Below are 18,629 nucleotides of genomic sequence, written 5' to 3'. Positions count from 1 at the left end.
AAAATAGCAACATTTTTCCATAATGAAACCGGATGAACGATTGCACATCCGGTCTGATTGCAGGTACTAAAGTTTAATCCTTGGATTTATTCATCTTCAAATTCGTCTAGAAAATCTGGATCTAGATCTTCGAAATCATCGTCTAAATCTGAATACCAGTCATCATCATCACAGCCATGTGGATTAACAGCAACACAAACCTTCGTCTCTCCAATGACTTCCACAAAGAATTCCCGTTCCACATGAACAATGATTTTTTGTCCACATGGAGAAATGCAGGCTTCAATGCAATTTGGCTGTTGTACAGCTTTTGCTATAACATCTTGATCATCATGGCAATCAGGATCACGATATTTCAACGAGATAAAGTCACAATACGTAACCTTTTCCGTGACGACTTCGGTTTTTGTATTATGATTATACGAATACCAAACGTTAATCTCGTAGCTGCCGCGAATTTCTACCTTCTTGCCAATTTTCTCTGCTTCGTACTTATGGTTGATGATCCAACAGCCTAGAATGCTTGTGGGATGATGAGCCGGGCAAATGGTGTGTTGGGACTTCGTAAATTTTCGTCCTTTTGCCACCACCGCTTTCGTTATAATCTCTCTATAGTGTGACATGCTAGCGAACCCTCCTCATACAGTTTCCATTCATCCTATGCGTGTAAAAAGTCTAGTGTGCAAGTTATTTTGATTTAGAAACTGGATGTAATTAGTTTTTAACCTACACTAGTCTATGCGTCCCCATAGGGATATGTGTCATAGCTGTTGGAGTCGGTAGATAGCAAGAATTAGTAATGATATCACGCTGTTTTCAGGTAAAAGAAAGAGGATGTCCCTAATTAGGGCATCCTCTCTGTCTTATTTATGAACAACCATTACCACCTGCGCGCACTTTAGAACCCGTTTCGCCACTTAATAGATCGCCTTCAGTCGTTTCAATAATAATATCTGTTACTCGATTAGAAATCTGTGAAGCAACCATTTGTAATAAATCGTTTACGTCCACCTGTGACTGCTTGAATTCCTGAACAATTGGTAAATCATCCAATTCTTCTTCAATTGCGGTAAGTTTGCTTTGTGTTTGTTGATAAGCCTTCTCTTTTCCATAATTTCGGAAATTAACAACTTGCTTTTGCAGACTTTTCATGCTCGCAATCATTTCACGCACTTTCTGATTTTCATTGATTTGCGCTTCTGCGCGTTTGAAAAAGTCAACTTCATCTGTTTCTGCAATCATTTTCGCTAGATCTGCTGCTTTAGCTAGAATTTCATCTTTTGTAAAGTTTGCCATCTTTATTCCCCTTTGACCGCTGCCACTTCTTCAACCATATCACCTTTTAACGACCATGTTTTCGCTTCGATTACTTTCACTTTCACAATTTGGCCAATTGCAGATTTAGGTCCTTTGAAGTTGACTAGTTTATTTTTCGTCGTATATCCGGCTAAAACGTCTGGATTATTTTTACTTTCACCTTCGACAAGCACTTCAACAATTTGACCTTCATATGCCTTCATTTTTTCAGCAGACGATTCGTTTACAAGTGCATTCAATCGTTGCAAACGTTCTTTTTTGACTTCCATTGGGATATTATCCTTCATTTTTGCAGCTGGAGTCCCTTCGCGTGGTGAATAAATGAACGTATACGCTGCATCGAATCCGACTTCACGGAACAATGATAACGTTTCTTCGAATTGTTCATCTGTTTCATTTGGGAAACCGACAATAATATCCGTTGTTAATGTAGCATTTGGAATCGCTGCTTTAATTTTTCCTACAAGCTCCAAATACTGTTCTCTCGTATATTTACGAGCCATGATTTTCAAAATATCACTGCTTCCAGATTGGACGGGTAAATGGATATGCTCGAGAAGATTGCCACCTTTTGCAAGAACTTCAATTAAATGATCATCAAAATCTCGTGGGTGGCTTGTTGTGAATCGAACACGCGGTATATCGATCTTGCGTATTTCGTCCATAAGGTCTCCTAGCCCGTATTCGATATCTTCTAAATCTTTTCCATAAGCATTTACGTTTTGCCCAAGTAAGGTGACTTCCTTATAGCCCTGTGCTGCAAGATGACGTACTTCCTGAATAATTTCCTCAGGTCTACGACTTCTTTCTTTCCCTCTTGTATACGGAACAATACAGTAGGTACAGAATTTGTCACACCCGTACATGATATTAACCCAAGCCTTTATTTTCCCTTTACGGATTTTAGGAAGGTTTTCAATCACGTCGCCTTCTTTAGACCATACTTCAATGACCATTTCCTTGGACATATAGGCATCATGTAAAATATGAGGCAATCGATGGATGTTATGTGTACCAAAAATCATGTCAACGAAACCATGCTTCGATAGAATTCGATTTACAACTGATTCTTCTTGTGACATACAGCCACATACACCAAGTAATAAATCCGGCTTTTCCAGTTTCAATGATTTTAAATGTCCAAGTTCACCAAACACTTTATTCTCTGCATTTTCTCGAATTGCACATGTATTAAGCAAGATTACATTGGCATCATCAACTGTGTCAGTTGGTTCATATCCTAATGCCATAAAAATACCAGCCATAACCTCTGTATCATGTTCATTCATTTGACAGCCGTATGTACGAATAAAAAACTTACGACCCTCGCCCATTCCATTTAATTGTTCTGGGATGGCAAATTGATCATATTTCACTTCTTCTTTGCCGCGCTTTTTCGCTTCCTTCAAGGAAGGTGGAACGTATACAGCTTGGAAATATTTGCTGTAGTCCTTTTCGGATTTTTTGTCCGCTGGCTTTTCAGCAGTTATTTGTTGCGTTTCCAGGCGTTGTTTTTCGTTCAAGAATATCCCCTCTTTCAATTCCATTTGCATGTACCATTCATACATCCTATTATTCTTGACTTACAACATACCATTTTAAACTATTAAAGGAATTTCAACAATCCTTTATCCTTTTTATTCGGATTTCAGCCATGGATTAAGGATATTCCAAAAGGTTTCACCGCTCCTATCATGTTACTTACGTCTTTAAACTGGCAGTAGTAATTGTCGTAGTCTGTCCCTATCTTATAGGAAACCCCTCTTATTGAATAATCCCAAGCTCTTTTCCAGCTTTTTCAAAAGCTTTCAACGCTAGTTGTAATTCTTCCTTCGTATGCTGAGCCGTTACAATTGTTCGAATTCGGGCCCTTCCTTTTGCTACGGTTGGGAAAGCAATGTCTTGTGCAAAAACTCCATATTGAAGCAATTTATCCGAAAATTGATGAGACAATCCTTCATCGCCAACTATTACAGGTGTTATAGGCGTTTCACTGTGTCCCGTATTGAACCCCAATGTGTTCAAGCCTTCCTTTAAAAATTCGGCATTATTCCAAAGCTTTTCAATCCTTTCGGGCTCTTCCAACAACACGTCCACCGCCTCCATACAAGCCATAGTTACAGCAGGCGGGTGCGACGTACTGAATAAAAATGGACGGCCCTTATGAATTAAATAATCGATTAATGTTCTTGTGCTTGCAACATATCCACCAAGTACCCCAATTGCCTTACTAAGCGTACCTACCTGAATATGCACTCGGCCATCCAGACCGAAATGGTTAACAGTTCCTCGGCCGTTCTCCCCTAATACACCTGATCCATGCGCATCATCAACCATAACCAGCGCATCATATTTCTCCGCCAGTTCGACAATTACAGGAAGGGGAGCGATATCTCCATCCATCGAAAATACTCCATCTGTGACGATTAGTTTTTTTCGATACTCTTGCGTTTCTTTTAGTGTCTGCTCTAACGATTCCATATCAACATGCTTATATACTTTACGCGTCGCTTTCGTTAATCGGATTCCATCAATGATAGAGGCATGATTCAATTCATCCGAAATAACAACATCTTCATCTGTTAAAATAGCAGAAAGCACGCCCTGATTCGTTGTAAATCCTGATTGAAATACGAGAGCCGTTTCAGTATGTTTAAACTTTGCTAGTTTTTCTTCAAGTTTATTGTGCATAGTAAATGTTCCTGCGATAGTACGGACAGATCCTGTCCCAGCTCCAAATTGCTCAACTGCAACCATTGCTGCTTTTTTCAAACGTGGGTGATTGGATAAACCTAGATAGTTATTTGAAGAAAGCTGAATCACACTTCTTCCTTCAATCATAACTTTTGATCCTTGTTCGGATTCTAATTCAATTAAACTTCGAAATACACCTTGCTTTTGCATAGTATCTAATTCTTTTTGCAAATATTCAAAACCCTTCATCTCTATTCCTCCTGACATATAAGGTGACAATCTATTAATCTGGTTACGGATGTAAAACTACTTTTCCACATTGCCCTTTTATCATTAAATCAAAGCCTTTTGCAAATTCTATTAATGGAAAATGATGAGTAATCAATGGGCCAATATTAACTTGACCTGATGCTAACAAGTTTGAAACCTGATGCCACGTTTTAAACATAAGTCTACCTGTGATTCCTTGCACGGTAATGCCTTTAAATACAATATCCTCGGTTATGTTAATTTCTACAGATTCTGAAGGTAAACTTAATATCGATAAACGGCCACCATTTGTGATCATTTTAAATCCTTGCTTGATAGCTGTTGGATGTCCACTCATTTCGCAAACAACATCGACACCGCTACCATTGGTAAGCTGTTCTACGTAAGCTATTGGATCATGGAGTTTGGAATGAATGGCATGTGTCGCACCCATTTTTTCCGCCAACTTTAATCGATAATCATTTATATCGATAGCAAGAACGGTTGATGCACCTACCGCTTTGGCTACAGCAATCGCCATCAATCCAATCGGACCGCAACCAATAATCGCCACAGTTTTTCCTGCTACATCCCCAGATAATACTGTATGAACTGCATTGCCCAACGGCTCTTGAATGGATGCAATATCTACGTGCATACCAATTGGATTTCTCCACAAGTTTCCTTGTGGCAGTGCTACATATTCCGCAAAGCATCCTTGTGTATCCACACCTACTATTTTTGTGTTTTTACATATATGAAATTGACTTGTTAAGCATTGTAGGCATGCTCCACAGACAATATGGGTTTCTGCAGATACAAAATCTCCCACTTTCACACTCGTAACATGGGCACCAATTTCCACTACCTCACCTGAAAATTCATGGCCAAACACATAAGGTGGATTCACCCTTCTCCTTGACCATTCATCCCATGTATAAATATGCACATCCGTACCACATATGGATGTAGCTTTAACTTTTATAAGTACCTCTCCATCATGAATCTTTGGAATGTCGACCGTTTGTATTTCAGCACCATACCCCCGTTTATGCTTGACAATCGCTTTCATTTTTCCATTCATCATGTACACTCTCCCGACATAAAAACAAGGATAATACTTAATACGGATTGTAAAACGTCCATATTTTATTCATGCGATTCCATATATTTTACATAAAAATTCATTCATCTGATTAATTCGCTCTTGATGTAATGCTTTTCTGCGCTAAAAGCAACTATTGAATTGAACTTCTTTATCGCTACTAAGTAATTTGTACTGGCACATTTATCTTATTAACGGGCTGATGCCTGAAACCCACACTACAAAGCACGCATACAATATCTTGTACTGTAGCACTCATATAAAGGAGGGAAACAAATGGGTCAAAAGCATAATTGCGGAATCCGGTCATTTGAAGAAGTTGGCCCGGTTACTTGCTTTAAACCGTGTCATAAATGTTCTTGTAACCAATCCAATCACTCTAAATGCTTCAAACCATGTTCTTGTGATAAGAAGAAAAAGAAAGAAAAATGCCAGTGTTCTACAAAAAACATCGTAGATTCTTCTAATAACAACCATCATCACGATCATCATAAAGAAAATTGCTGCTGTTCATTTTCATTCAACTTCTGCTGCCATCGCAGAAAAAATCATTGTGGCTGCCGTAACAATTTCTAATAATGCAGGTTTTTAAAACCGTTTATTAAGACAGACTATGAGGTTATAGTCTGTTTTTATGTGATCTTCTTTTTAAATTCAAATTTTAGCATCCCACTAGCATGTTTAATTAACAAAATTGCGAATCAGAAGGAAACTTCTTGACAAAATTATTAAACAATAGGTCTTTAACAAAATCAGCTGAGTAGTTCTTTGTGAGGGTATTGATTAATTCATAGTATCCACGATAATTTGTTAAGCCTAAAACTTTATCATCAATTCCATCAAAATCGGAACCAAAGCCAAGACTTTTTTGTCCCCCAAGGCTACCGACATAATCAATATGCTTTAACACATCTGTAATTGTTGCTTTTTTATCTTTTTTTAGAAATTCAGGTACGAATGTGATCCCAATCGGTGCTCCTTTGTTTATCAATGCAGAAATTTGGTCATCTCGAAGATTCCTTCGATGCGGACAAAGTTTATACGCATTCGAGTGAGAAGCAATAATATCATGTGCCCGTTCAATTACATCCCAGAACGCCCGCTCTGATAAATGGGAAACATCCGTCCAAATTTTATACTCATTTAATACTTGAATCACATTTTCACCAAATCTTGTTAAACCCGCTCCTCTTAACTCCTTAGCACCATCTGCCACCATATTCGCGAAATTCCAAGTAAGTCCCACTGAACGAACTCCAAGCCTTAGTAAAGTCTTGAGTTTCAATATGTCTGCACCGATACAGTCACATCCTTCAAGTGTTAAAACGGCTCCAATTTGATCAACTTTAAGATTTTGAATGTCTTCATTCGTACGGATCCATCTTATTTGTGGCAATGAAACGATTTTACTAACAAACAACTCAACCATAGACAAAGCCGCCATAAAACGTAGATCAGGGTGAACTTTTTCAGGTATGTATATGGCAAAGCACTGAACTTTTCCTCCGTTCTCTTTTAATGATTCATATGTTATATCTAACTTGGCTTGATCATGAAAGGAAATAGTCGCGTCACTAAACATTTTCATCAGAACGTCACAATGAGCATCGAATATTTTCATGTTGTGATTCCTTTCCTTTCCTTTCTCTTTTTTATACAGGAGATCAGATAGTTAATAGGCATATTGACGCCATTTCTTTCATAAAAAGAACCTGCTTGGCTATCCAAACAGGAAATTCTGAATTTTATTTTCATCTTGGTTCTATGATCAGTTTTATTGCTGTTCTTTCTTCCCCATCAATCTTAATGTCTGTAAAGGCAGGAATACAAATCAAGTCCATTCCACTAGGAGCTACAAATCCTCTTGCGATTGCTACTGCCTTGACAGCTTGATTTAACGCCCCTGCACCAATAGCTTGTATTTCCGCGAATCCTCTTTCTCTTAGAACCCCGGCTAGGGCGCCTGCTACAGAATTAGGATTAGATTTTGCTGAAACCTTTAATATTTCCATTCCTAGCCCTCCTTGTTTTCCCTTACCTGTTTGAAATGTGGCTCAAAAGGTATGACTCTATCCACTGCTACTATATTCATGAATAAATACAGGTATGACAAGATAGGAAAATAAAGTGAAACTTCCATTAGCGACAGCCTTTTCACTAATGGTTAGTCCCGTTCTACTGTCGCTAAGATCGCAGCAAACGCTTCGATCAATCGGGCATTTACGGACAGTTTTCTCTATTCGAATTCTTCAAATTCCCCTACATAAAACCCTAGCATAAAGATGCTACTATCCGTTAATGCAGGAAAACGTGAAAAACAGCCCGCTTACGCAAGGCTGTTTTAATGATTAATGAAAAAACGGATGATCGTCGTTTATTAATAATCGATCTATTTTGTTTGCTTTTCCAGTTTTTTCATCAATCTCTATGATGACTGCACTTAAGATTGTTCTTCCTTCTTTTGGTACTTCAAAACGCACAGGTAGACTTGTTAAAAAACGATGGATGACAGCGTCTCTCTCCACTCCAAGAATACCATCATACGGACCCGTCATCCCAACATCAGATAAATAAGCTGTGCCCTGAGGAAGAATACGATTGTCTGCCGTTTGAACATGTGTGTGAGTACCTACAACTGCAGACACTTTCCCATCGAGGAACCAACCCATCGCCTGTTTCTCACTCGTAGCTTCGCCATGAAAATCAACAAAAATTATCGGTGTACGCTTTCTAGCTTCTTCTACAAGCTCTTCTGCTTTAACGAATGGGCAATCCAAAGCAGGCATAAACGTTCTTGCTTGTAAATTAATCACTGCAATCTCTAATTGATTTAGCTTGATATATTTTATCCCTGCACCTGGGGTTCCTTCTGGAAAATTTGCAGGACGTACTAAATTCTTTGCAGATTCAATAAATTCAAAAATTTCACGGTTGTCCCAAGCATGATTACCAAGCGTCACAGCCTGAGCTCCAGCTTCAAGGAATTGCCGATAGATCTTCTCGGTAATCCCGCGACCCCCAGCAGCATTTTCCCCATTAATAATGGTAATTTGCGGTCGATATTTCTCCTTGATTTTCGGTAAATACTCTTTCACCATATCTCTTCCTGGCGAACCGACTACATCTCCAACAAAAAGCAATTTCATAGTTAATTCCTTTCCAAAAACCAAACTTTAATCATTTATTCTTTCCTATTGTACCACATTTCATTTCCTGGTCTTTTACGTGGATAACCACTTAGAAAAATCGTCGCCGACCATCCGATACAAAAAACTAGTTATTTCAACATAATCATAATGACCAATACCACAGATCGAAATCTCGACACCAAAATCCATTTTAAATCACTTTTACTTACACTTTAAAAGAAAAACAAAGCGTTGGACCTTAATGGCCCAAACGCTTTGTTTATTTTGCATATTCAACTGCTCTTGTTTCACGTAGCACGGTTACTTTAATATGTCCTGGATAATCTAACTCTTCTTCTATCCGCTTACGGATATCCCTTGCAAGTCGATGTGCCCCCAGATCATCAATTTGTTCTGGTTTTACCATAACTCGTACTTCACGACCAGCTTGAATGGCAAATGATTTTTCCACTCCATCATAGGATTCAGATATCTCTTCCAGCTTTTCGAGTCTTCTGATATAGTTTTCAAGCGTCTCACTTCTGGCACCTGGTCTTGCTGCTGATAAAGCATCTGCAGCAGCGACTAGTACAGAAATAATCGATGTCGGTTCAGTATCACCATGATGAGAAGCGATACTATTGATAACGACTGGGTGTTCTTTATATTTCGTGGCCAATTCTACACCAATCTCTACATGGCTACCTTCTACTTCATGGTCAATTGCTTTTCCGATATCGTGAAGAAGTCCTGCTCGACGTGCAAGCGTTTCGTCTTCACCTAACTCAGCAGCTAATAAACCAGTTAAGTGTGCAACTTCTATAGAATGCTTCAAGACGTTTTGACCATAGCTTGTACGGAATTTCAAACGACCCAGAATCTTAATAAGGTCAGGATGCAATCCGTGGACCCCTACTTCAAATGTGGTTTGCTCTCCGATCTCTCGGATGTGCTCGTCCACTTCACGTCTTGCTTTGTCCACCATTTCTTCAATTCGTGCTGGATGGATACGACCATCCTGTACAAGCTTCTCTAGTGCTAGACGAGCTGTTTCACGTCTTATTGGGTCAAATCCAGATAAGATTACTGCTTCAGGCGTATCATCAATAATAAGATCGATTCCCGTAAGCGTCTCAAGAGTCCTAATATTCCGGCCTTCTCGACCAATAATACGACCCTTCATCTCGTCGTTTGGAAGATTGACTACTGAAACGGTGGTCTCAGCAACATGATCAGCAGCACAACGCTGAATTGCAAGTGAGAGTATATCTTTTGCTTTTTTGTCAGCTTCTTCTTTTGCACGGTTCTCTGTTTCTTTAATCATAAGGGCAATATCGTGTGCCAGCTCATTTTCGATACGATCAATAATAATGGCTTTTGCTTCATCACGAGTCAGGCCTGATACACGCTCAAGCTCTGTTTGCTGCTTACGAACCATCTCATCCACTTTGCTTTCCATCTCTTCAATATGCTGTTGTCTTTGGTCAAGAGAATCTTCCTTCTTTTCCAAAAGAGTTTCACGTTTATCTAACGATTCATCTTTACGGTCAAGGTTTTCTTCTTTTTGTAATAATCGATTTTCTTGTTTTTGTAATTCAGATCTTCGTTCTCGAACTTCACGCTCGGCATCTGAACGAGTTTTGTGAATATCATCCTTTGCTTCCAATAGGGCTTCTTTTTTCAGAGCATCTGCTTCCCGTTTTGCGTCTTCAAGAATTTGTTCAGCAGAATTTCTCGCCCCTGCTATTTTGTTTTGAGTAATATTCTTAAAAACAAAATAGCTAACAACTGCACCGACGAATAGGCCAAGCAAACTGGAGATGATGAGTTGAATAGGTTCCATCGTTTCACCTCCCCTTGCTATGAACTTTTACTTAATAAAGTTGAACTGTCGGCAAGTACATTGTACATGACTTCAATATACAGCACTTGGCTTTTCAAAATTCTTCATTTTAAAAAATGTAAAATATACATGTTAATTGTATAGTTGAGAAATTTTATTGTCAAGAGTTTGCAAAGACTCTATACATGAATATTCAGAACGGTTCCAAAAAAATTAGAAAATATCCTTACAAGCTTAATTATTTTGCCTGATCATCGAATTAGCCTTGCTAAGCTATATTATTATTTTTGACCAAAAATTGCCAGTCTAAACCATATATACAAAGAAAAGAAGCCTAGTTTTTCATCAGGCTTCTTTTCTTTGACACAATTAGTCGAGCGAGCTCATTTCTTCCTTTTCTTCCTCACTATCTGCCGGCAATACATGTTCACCATCTAGATTATAATGATTGCGAATTTTCTGAGCTATTTCAAGTTTAATAGTTTTATTTTCTTTTAAGAAAAGCTTGGCATTTTCTCGCCCTTGCCCTAGTCTTTCACCGTTATAGGAATACCATGACCCGCTCTTTTCAACGATATCTAATTCTGATCCCATATCAATGATTTCGCCTTCTCTGGAAATTCCTTCACCATACATAATATCTACTTCTGCTTGTTTGAATGGAGGAGCTACCTTGTTTTTAACGACTTTAATTTTTGTTTTGTTACCGACAATATCACTGCCTTGTTTCAATTGTTCTGCACGGCGCACCTCTAGCCTTACTGTTGAATAAAACTTCAAAGCACGGCCCCCTGGAGTCGTCTCAGGGTTTCCAAACATTACACCAATCTTTTCACGGATTTGGTTAATGAAAACAGCAATGGTATTGGATTTATTAATTGCACCAGATAGTTTTCTAAGTGCCTGTGACATCATCCTAGCTTGAAGACCCATATGAGAATCTCCCATCTCGCCTTCAATTTCAGCTTTAGGAACGAGTGCCGCCACAGAGTCAATGACGATAATATCTACCGCACCACTTCTGACCAATGCTTCTGCGATTTCAAGTGCCTGCTCACCAGTGTCTGGCTGTGATAGCAATAGCTCATCAATGTTGACTCCGAGTTTCTGTGAGTAATCGGGATCCAAAGCGTGCTCTGCATCAATAAATGCAGCTGTGCCCCCATTAGCCTGAACCTCTGCAATCGCATGTAAGGAAACCGTTGTTTTACCAGAACTTTCTGGACCATATATTTCAATCACTCTGCCTCGTGGATATCCACCCACTCCTAAAGCTACATCCAATGCTAATGAACCACTTGAAATTGTTGAAATTCTTCTATCTGTTTGTTCTCCTAACTTCATGATGGAACCTTTACCAAATTGTTTTTCAATTTGTTTCAATGCCATTTCTAGTGCCGCTTGACGATCGCTCACTCAAGTTCCTCCTCTATAAGTTAATCAGCTTAGCTGATTAGATAATAAATTTTTAAAATAAAGCAGTAGCTCTTTCCCAGGCTTTGTATGCTAGGGTAATATCCAAACTTCTGTACTAATTCGACTTCTAAAAAAGAATGGAAGAAAGTAAGAATACTTCATGCATTTCTATTTGTGATTATCTTTCATCCATCTAAAATACTCGCTTAATTCCCTCTTTGATGTCTATCTCTACTATATACTCTTTTCTTTCATTTGCCAAGCAAAAAACGAACATTCATTCGTTTATTTCTAAAGCAATAATAACTTAAAAACAGCATTTCTGTCTAGCAAAAATTCCATTTTCCATTAATAAAAGCTTTAATAATACAATTTTGATCTTTTTGAAAATTAATGCAGTATTATAAAATGATGCAATTTGTGGCTTGCTTTAGTCCTTGTTGCTTCTGCAAGCTAAATAATTCCCCACAAAGGTATTGTTTAATATTCCCAAAACAAAAAGAGAATGCCTCATTTCACCCTATGAGACATTCTCTTGTAAAATTAGGTAGAAAGATGATTCAATAGATAATGACAACCTTTTTTTACACTTCTTATTCTGATCTGTGCCCTGCTACCAGCGAGATTTAGTTTCTCAACTTTCGAAATCCCATTGCGAAAAGCCATGCCAATAAAAACGGTCCCTACAGGCTTCCCTTCCTGTTCATCAGGACCCGCTACTCCAGTAAAGCTGATCCCAATATCTGCATCAAGCTGTGTTCGAATATTTTCGGCCATTTCGATTGCACACTGCTGACTTACGACACCGAATGTGGAAATAGTTGCATCTTGAATTTGTAGCAGACTAGATTTAGCATCATTTGTGTAGCTAACAATTCCGCCTTTAAAGACTTTACCAGCTCCTGGAATTGTCGTTAATTGCTCTTGGAACATACCACCTGTCAAACTTTCTGCAGCGGCAATTGACATACCCCTTGCAGTTAACTCTTTTACCAGTTCCTTAATTAAAGAAGTCTGGTCGCTTCCATAGTAAAAGTCTCCCACACGTTTCATTATTTCCGTTTCAACTTCGCTAATCAGCTGATCACATATTTCTTTTGACTCATGTTTAGCGGTAATCCTTAGCGTCACTTCACCATCGCCTGCAAGTGGAGCAATCGTCGGATTGGTTTGATTTTCAAGCAAGTCATCTATCTTCGTCTCTAGCAATGACTCGCCAATTCCGAAAAAGCGCAGTACCTTTGATTCAATGCGTTCTTGTTTATCTAGCTTTTCCATTAACCTTTTATACCCATATGTTAAAAACATAGGCTCCAACTCTTTTGGAGGTCCGGGTAGTAACATATATGTCTTATCCTTTAAAGTAAGAATCATGCCAGGGGCCATTCCATGATCATTTGCAAGTACATCCGCATGTTCTAAAATGAGTGCCTGCTTTTTATTATTTTCTGTCATTTCCCGTCCAGTCTTTGTAAAATACGCTTGGATATCTGTTAAAGCATGATTGTCAAAAACAAGATTTTTTCCTAAATGACGGGCAATCGTTTCTTTCGTCAAATCGTCCTTTGTTGGTCCAAGTCCGCCTGTAAAAATAATGAAGTCAGCACGAGATTCTGCAATCTCGATAACAGATTGAAGCCGTTCACTATTATCACCTACAACAGTATGAAAATAAACGTTAATTCCTATTTCTGCTAGTTGCTTAGATAAAAACTTCCCATTTGTATTGGCTATTTGACCTAGTAGTAATTCAGATCCAACCGCGATGATTTCTGCGTTCATTTCCATCCCTCACAAATTCAATTATTTAGAATTAATAAATACAGTTTTGTTTTTTGCGAAATAATCCCATCCAGACCAAACAGTAAAAACCAAAGCAATCCATAAAGTGATATTAGCGAATGGGAATGAAACCAAAACAAAAGGAATATTATGTAATAACAACGCTGATATAGCTACAATCTGTGCCCACATTTTTATTTTCCCTAAAATATCGGCGGCAACTACTTCACCCGTTCCCGCAAGCACTAGCCTTAAGCCTGTAACGGCAAACTCCCTACTAATAATGACAATAGCAATCCATGATTGGTTGTACATTAAATCCAAATCAATTAATACAATTAAAGCTGCTGAAACGAGTAATTTGTCAGCAAGAGGATCGAGAAATTTCCCAAGGTTTGTGACCATATTATATTTGCGGGCATAGTGTCCATCCACCCAGTCTGTTGAAGCAGCAAGAATAAAAAGTATAGTCCCTACCAAATGATTAACTGGAAGAATGTAGTCCCCCAGCATTAACTCACCCCAAGAAAAAGGTACGAGCATAATAATTACAAAAATAGGTATTAAGATAATTCTTGATATTGTTATTTTATTTGGCAAATTCACAATAGTACCCTCCAAAGTTGAATAGCATAAGATTCATTTCTTTATACGACAAGCGAAAAATAGCCATCATAAAGATGACTATTCAGCTTTTGTAAATTGTATCGTTACATTTTGAACGTCTTTCTCTGTTGGAGAAATAGCATATTCGAGTTTCTGATCATTAGCAAAAATCTCCGTTTCATAGGCTCTTCCCGTACGGATGACTACTTCGGATTCATTCGTTACATCAATTTCTTTGGCTTCTCCAGATTTTATAAGTCCATTAAAAAGTGTCTGGCCGCTACCGTTTTTCACTTTAACCCACGCTTCCCCTATAGAGGCAACTTTCAATTTAAATGTTGCGGCGTTTTTCAGTGCATATACGCTGTTTGAACCGCTAGTACTGATCATAGCTAATTCCTGGGTTGGTGTTTCCACAATAACCTCTTCTTTAACTGGCTCATCTTTGCTCTTATCTGTTTTATCAGTGTCTTTGTCTTCATTAGCATCAGTATTACTACCTTTATTTAATGGGGAATTATCAGGTTGTCCGTGATCCACAACACCTATATTATCATCAACTACCTTTGGTTTTTCACTTGGGGAAAATTTCAAATACAAGAAATAAAGTAGGACTATGATTCCAATGAAAAATAATAATCCTAATATTTTCGGAAATAGCTCCATTGCTTTCGAACTCGTCGGTAGCGATCTTCTTGATTGAACGCGTGACAACTCAGGTAGTTCATCATGATATACGGCAGGAACCTCGTTTTTATATTGATCAAAAATTTCCTCTGGTTCAAGTTCAACCGCTTCACAATATTGTTTAATGAACGCCCGAACATAGAACTGACCCGGCATCATCGAATAATTGCCTTCTTCGATTCCTATTAAATAACGTTTTTGAATCTTTGTTACTTCTTGCAAGTCATCTAAACTTAAACCCTTTTCTTCTCTAGCTTCCTTCAATCTGTTACCTAATTCCGTCAAATCAAACACCTGCCAAATTAAAAATCAAATGAACCAAACTCTGACCCTTGTAATTGATCGTTTTGGTTTACTACTTCATATGTAATTTCTTCATCAGGAGTATTTCTTAACTCAATGATGTAATCAAAATCCTCAAGTTTATACTCCGAATTTTGAACGAAAATATCTGGATGTTCAATTATTTTCACTGCATTTAGCCTCATGATTTCCCGAACCAGCTGCCAGTGCCTTTCATTGGCGCGTCGTGTAGAGACAATCCCGTCTAAAATAAATATATTATTATTATTGTACTCATCTTCAATAAGCTGACTGCGGATCGTTTGTTTAAGCAATGTAGACGATACAAATAACCAGCGTTTATTCGCACAGACACTGGATGCGACAATCGATTCTGTTTTCCCAACCCTTGGCATTCCACGAATCCCAATCAATTTATGACCTTCCTGTTTAAATAGTTCAGCCATAAAGTCTACAAGAATCCCTAAATCATCCCTCACGAAACGAAACGTATTTTTTTCATCGGCATCCCTTTGTATGTATCTACCGTGTCTGACAGCTAATTTATCAAGCACATGCGGTTCTCTCAGCTTAATTACCTTTATTGTATCCATTGTCGATAGAATTGACTCAAATCTCTCAATATTTCTGCTGTCATTAGCCAGCAAAAGCAAGCCCCTTCTTCCTTCATCAACACCATTAATCGCTACGATATTTATCGATAGCATACCAAGTAATGAAGAGATGTCCCCTAATAAACCTGGTCGGTTTTTTTGTATTTCATATTCAAAATACCATTCTTTATTCTCCACTATACACACTCCTTATCAAGAAAGGGGAACCTAGACTTTTTATCATATTTAAAGATTACGCAATTTATCAATGAAGAAGAGATTTTTCCCAAAGAAACCCGATTTCATGAAAATAAAATTGTCTTGTCTCTATAATATAGCATTTCAGTAAAAGTTAAAAGGGAAAACATTACTTAACCTAATTTAAGATGATTTTCTACGTACCTAGATTACATGTTAATAAAAAAGGATGATTCAATTAGTCAGTCCCTCTAATTTGAGGTCCAAAACTTCTGAATCATCCTAATGTGTTTAGCTCGTGCCGTTGTTGTCGACTAACTTAACCATCAAGCAGGCAATTGCATGCTTCTCATCTTCATTTGCTACCGACCACAGATCAGACAATACACGTTCTTGGTCGTTTTTTGGATCTACTTGTTTCGCCAGATAATCCCCAATCTCAACTGCCAAGCCAGTTATTGCATCTTGAGAAAGTCCTTGCTTTTCTCCTTGATTCAATCTGTCACCTAAGAAATCTTTCCATTGATCCCAATTTTCTAATACAGACATTGGTTATCATCCTTTCGTTAGTTGGTACCGTATTAGCATGCGAAAATCGATTATTTTTTATACATGAACGTTATATATACCAGCCCCCATTTACCCCTATAATTTGTCCAGTCATATAGGAGGCTTTCTGAGAGAGAAGAAATGCGACAACATCAGCAATTTCATTCGCTTCACCGATTCTTCCCATTGGAATGTCTCCCTGTAAGATTTCTAGTTCCTCTTCTGTAAAGGATTCTAGCATGGCGGTCGATACCGCTCCAGGTGCAACAGCGTTGACTCGGATACCATTTAGCGCTGTTTCTTTGCTCAATGCTTTAATAAATGCATTTTGCCCACCTTTGACCATCGAGTAAAGCACTTCGCATGAACTACCAGTTTGCCCCCATATTGATGTAACTGCGACAATTGAACCGCGATTACTCATTAATTTAGGAAGCAAATTTCTTGTAAGCTGAAAAGGACTAGTCACATGAAGCTGAATCATTTGTGCAACAGTAGAGTCATCCATATCGGTCACTAATCCATAAAAGCTATTGCCGCTATTCAAAACAATGGTATGTAAAGAAAAGATTTGTTTGCATAAATGTTTATATCCATCAACCTCACCTAAATCAGCCTGTATCGGAATGAGTTCAATATCATAAGATGATAATTCCTTAATAAGTGCAACAATTGCTTCTTCATTCCGGTTGTAATGAAGATACAATGAATAATTTTCTGCTGCCAGCTTCCTCGCAATTGCGCTCCCGATTCCCCCGCTTGCTCCTGTAATAAGTGCAAACCGTTTTCCCATCTTAATTCCCTCCTTAAAACCACTACAAAAAGAAAACAGCTCATACAAAGAAAAATCATTTGTATGAGCCATCCTCAACTTATTTAGGAAGCACTTGACAAACCGTTATAAATTTTTCATCAATCAATCTTTCAGTAGTAGCCAAGACATCATTAAATTCAATTTGTTCAAGCACTGGTACAACATCAAATAAATTCATATCATTAAAAGCATAGCGTGTAAATTGATTTGCAATATATTCTGGGGAATTTAGTGAACGTAAAAATAAGCCGATTCGTTTCTTAATCACTCGTTTCATGCTTTCTTCACTAATCCCTTTCCCCGTTTTCGCCTCAAAGAGAATTTGTTTCAACTTCGCTGTTAATTCTTCAGGATGTGCCGTATCCCCTCCTATTAACGCAAATCCAAAACCATTCTCTTGGGTAAAGTCATAGGAAAATGTTTGGTCAATTAAACCGCTCGTATACAGATCTTCATGGATAGGCGAGCTTTTTCCTAAAAGCATTTCCAACAAGATGCTTACGGTTAATTCTTTTTTTAATAGCTCTTGACCACTTAGATTGAGATCTGCCGATTTAATTCCGAGCATGATTTTCGGTGTTTGAACACTCATGTGCAATGTTCGATCTTTCACAGCTACATCCGAAGGCTCCGTTTCAAATTGCCGTTTTATTTCTTGCGGCGATTGAAACTCCTTACCTTCTTGGTTGCTGCGGATTTTCTCCATAATTTCTCCTGGTTCCACAGGTCCAACAATAAATAACAACATATTGCTTGGATGGTAAAAGGTCTCATAACACTCATAAAGTAAATTCTTCGTAATTTCAGCAATGGATTCAACTGTTCCAGCAATATCAATTTTCACAGGATGGTTATGATACATGTTTTCAATGGTGCCAAAATAAAGACGCCAGTCAGGATTATCATCATACATCTTTATTTCTTGACCAATAATTCCTTTTTCCTTTTCCACTGTTTTCTCAGAAAAGTAAGGATCTTGAACAAAATCAACGAGTGTCTTTAAGTTAAGATCAAAGTCTGCAGTACTAGAGAAAAGGTATGCTGTTCTTGTAAAAGAAGTAAAGGCATTAGCAGAAGCCCCTTGCTTACTAAACTGTTGAAACACGTCTCCATCTTCTTTTTCAAACAGCTTATGCTCTAGAAAATGCGCGATACCATCTGGTACCTTTGTATAGTCTTCTTTACCAAGAGGAACAAAATAATTATCAATCGAACCATATTTCGTCGTGAAAGTCGCGAATGATTTATTGAATCCTTTCTTTGGTAAAATATATACTTCCAAACCGTTCGTCATTTTTTCATGGAATATTTCTTCTTGAAGTTGTTCAAATGTTATTTTCTCCAT

At 38.0% G+C, this 18,629-nt stretch carries 17 protein-coding genes; all 17 read right to left on the bottom strand.

Annotation, left to right across the window (positions count from 1 at the left end):
• Positions 1-86 precede the first annotated feature (86 nt).
• Positions 87-623 (bottom strand): outer spore coat protein CotE, encoded by a 537-nt coding sequence (locus tag AC1MGI_RS12965; RefSeq protein ID WP_062180956.1) that lies wholly within the window; start codon positions 621-623, stop codon positions 87-89.
• Positions 624-867: 244 nt separating this feature from the next.
• Positions 868-1,296, bottom strand: coding sequence for a YlbF/YmcA family competence regulator (locus AC1MGI_RS12960; protein ID WP_480345611.1), 429 nt, complete (start codon positions 1,294-1,296; stop codon positions 868-870).
• A 2-nt stretch (positions 1,297-1,298) separates the two neighbouring features.
• On the bottom strand, positions 1,299-2,840 hold the full coding sequence (gene miaB, locus AC1MGI_RS12955) for a tRNA (N6-isopentenyl adenosine(37)-C2)-methylthiotransferase MiaB (protein WP_480345610.1): 1,542 nt from the start codon (positions 2,838-2,840) through the stop codon (positions 1,299-1,301).
• Between the two features lie 241 nt (positions 2,841-3,081).
• Complete coding sequence (locus AC1MGI_RS12950) at positions 3,082-4,260, bottom strand: glycine C-acetyltransferase (RefSeq protein WP_480345609.1); 1,179 nt, start codon at positions 4,258-4,260, stop codon at positions 3,082-3,084.
• 43 nt (positions 4,261-4,303) lie between these two features.
• The gene (gene tdh / locus AC1MGI_RS12945; protein ID WP_480349786.1) at positions 4,304-5,344 is read right to left on the bottom strand and encodes an L-threonine 3-dehydrogenase; all 1,041 of its coding nucleotides are present in this window, start codon (positions 5,342-5,344) and stop codon (positions 4,304-4,306) included.
• A 706-nt stretch (positions 5,345-6,050) separates the two neighbouring features.
• Positions 6,051-6,986, bottom strand: a complete 936-nt coding sequence (locus tag AC1MGI_RS12940; protein WP_480345608.1) for a dipeptidase — start codon at positions 6,984-6,986, stop codon at positions 6,051-6,053.
• Positions 6,987-7,116: 130 nt separating this feature from the next.
• Positions 7,117-7,377 carry a stage V sporulation protein SpoVS gene (gene spoVS, locus AC1MGI_RS12935; RefSeq protein ID WP_480345607.1) on the bottom strand — a complete coding sequence of 87 codons (261 nt, stop codon included), beginning with the start codon at positions 7,375-7,377 and terminating at the stop codon, positions 7,117-7,119.
• A 336-nt stretch (positions 7,378-7,713) separates the two neighbouring features.
• The gene (locus tag AC1MGI_RS12930; protein WP_480345606.1) at positions 7,714-8,511 is read right to left on the bottom strand and encodes a TIGR00282 family metallophosphoesterase; all 798 of its coding nucleotides are present in this window, start codon (positions 8,509-8,511) and stop codon (positions 7,714-7,716) included.
• A gap of 262 nt (positions 8,512-8,773) precedes the next feature.
• Positions 8,774-10,336, bottom strand: a complete 1,563-nt coding sequence (gene rny / locus AC1MGI_RS12925) for a ribonuclease Y (protein ID WP_480345605.1) — start codon at positions 10,334-10,336, stop codon at positions 8,774-8,776.
• A gap of 369 nt (positions 10,337-10,705) precedes the next feature.
• Positions 10,706-11,752 (bottom strand): recombinase RecA, encoded by a 1,047-nt coding sequence (recA, locus tag AC1MGI_RS12920; protein WP_480345604.1) that lies wholly within the window; start codon positions 11,750-11,752, stop codon positions 10,706-10,708.
• Between the two features lie 543 nt (positions 11,753-12,295).
• The gene (locus AC1MGI_RS12915) at positions 12,296-13,534 is read right to left on the bottom strand and encodes a competence/damage-inducible protein A (protein WP_480345603.1); all 1,239 of its coding nucleotides are present in this window, start codon (positions 13,532-13,534) and stop codon (positions 12,296-12,298) included.
• 21 nt (positions 13,535-13,555) lie between these two features.
• Entirely contained in the window at positions 13,556-14,140 is a 585-nt protein-coding gene (gene pgsA / locus AC1MGI_RS12910) for a CDP-diacylglycerol--glycerol-3-phosphate 3-phosphatidyltransferase (protein ID WP_480345602.1), read from the bottom strand.
• Between the two features lie 78 nt (positions 14,141-14,218).
• A complete protein-coding gene (locus AC1MGI_RS12905; RefSeq protein WP_480345601.1) occupies positions 14,219-15,121 on the bottom strand; it encodes a helix-turn-helix domain-containing protein in 903 nt (300 codons plus the stop codon).
• An 8-nt stretch (positions 15,122-15,129) separates the two neighbouring features.
• Positions 15,130-15,921 carry a DUF3388 domain-containing protein gene (locus AC1MGI_RS12900; RefSeq protein ID WP_062180986.1) on the bottom strand — a complete coding sequence of 264 codons (792 nt, stop codon included), beginning with the start codon at positions 15,919-15,921 and terminating at the stop codon, positions 15,130-15,132.
• Between the two features lie 291 nt (positions 15,922-16,212).
• Entirely contained in the window at positions 16,213-16,470 is a 258-nt protein-coding gene (locus AC1MGI_RS12895; protein WP_480345600.1) for a DUF3243 family protein, read from the bottom strand.
• Between the two features lie 70 nt (positions 16,471-16,540).
• The gene (ymfI, locus tag AC1MGI_RS12890; protein ID WP_480345599.1) at positions 16,541-17,263 is read right to left on the bottom strand and encodes an elongation factor P 5-aminopentanone reductase; all 723 of its coding nucleotides are present in this window, start codon (positions 17,261-17,263) and stop codon (positions 16,541-16,543) included.
• Positions 17,264-17,342: 79 nt separating this feature from the next.
• Positions 17,343-18,629, bottom strand: coding sequence for an EF-P 5-aminopentanol modification-associated protein YfmH (gene yfmH / locus AC1MGI_RS12885; protein WP_480345598.1), 1,287 nt, complete (start codon positions 18,627-18,629; stop codon positions 17,343-17,345).

The organism is Peribacillus sp. BM1 (assembly GCF_056679975.1).
The sequence above is the reverse complement of the archived record's forward strand: the minus strand, read 5'-3'. Positions and strand labels throughout refer to the sequence as shown.

What these genes read in the sequence shown, in the direction of transcription:
- rny (WP_480345605.1), bottom strand. Translation starts at nt 10,336, where the DNA reads ATGGAACCTATTCAACTCATCATCTCCAGTTTGCTTGGCCTATTCGTC.
- yfmH (WP_480345598.1), bottom strand. Translation starts at nt 18,629, where the DNA reads ATGGAGAAAATAACATTTGAACAACTTCAAGAAGAAATATTCCATGAA.
- AC1MGI_RS12895 (WP_480345600.1), bottom strand. Translation starts at nt 16,470, where the DNA reads ATGTCTGTATTAGAAAATTGGGATCAATGGAAAGATTTCTTAGGTGAC.
- AC1MGI_RS12960 (WP_480345611.1), bottom strand. Translation starts at nt 1,296, where the DNA reads ATGGCAAACTTTACAAAAGATGAAATTCTAGCTAAAGCAGCAGATCTA.
- AC1MGI_RS12965 (WP_062180956.1), bottom strand. Translation starts at nt 623, where the DNA reads ATGTCACACTATAGAGAGATTATAACGAAAGCGGTGGTGGCAAAAGGA.
- spoVS (WP_480345607.1), bottom strand. Translation starts at nt 7,377, where the DNA reads ATGGAAATATTAAAGGTTTCAGCAAAATCTAATCCTAATTCTGTAGCA.
- AC1MGI_RS12950 (WP_480345609.1), bottom strand. Translation starts at nt 4,260, where the DNA reads ATGAAGGGTTTTGAATATTTGCAAAAAGAATTAGATACTATGCAAAAG.
- AC1MGI_RS12940 (WP_480345608.1), bottom strand. Translation starts at nt 6,986, where the DNA reads ATGAAAATATTCGATGCTCATTGTGACGTTCTGATGAAAATGTTTAGT.
- tdh (WP_480349786.1), bottom strand. Translation starts at nt 5,344, where the DNA reads ATGAATGGAAAAATGAAAGCGATTGTCAAGCATAAACGGGGGTATGGT.
- ymfI (WP_480345599.1), bottom strand. Translation starts at nt 17,263, where the DNA reads ATGGGAAAACGGTTTGCACTTATTACAGGAGCAAGCGGGGGAATCGGG.
- AC1MGI_RS12915 (WP_480345603.1), bottom strand. Translation starts at nt 13,534, where the DNA reads ATGAACGCAGAAATCATCGCGGTTGGATCTGAATTACTACTAGGTCAA.
- AC1MGI_RS12930 (WP_480345606.1), bottom strand. Translation starts at nt 8,511, where the DNA reads ATGAAATTGCTTTTTGTTGGAGATGTAGTCGGTTCGCCAGGAAGAGAT.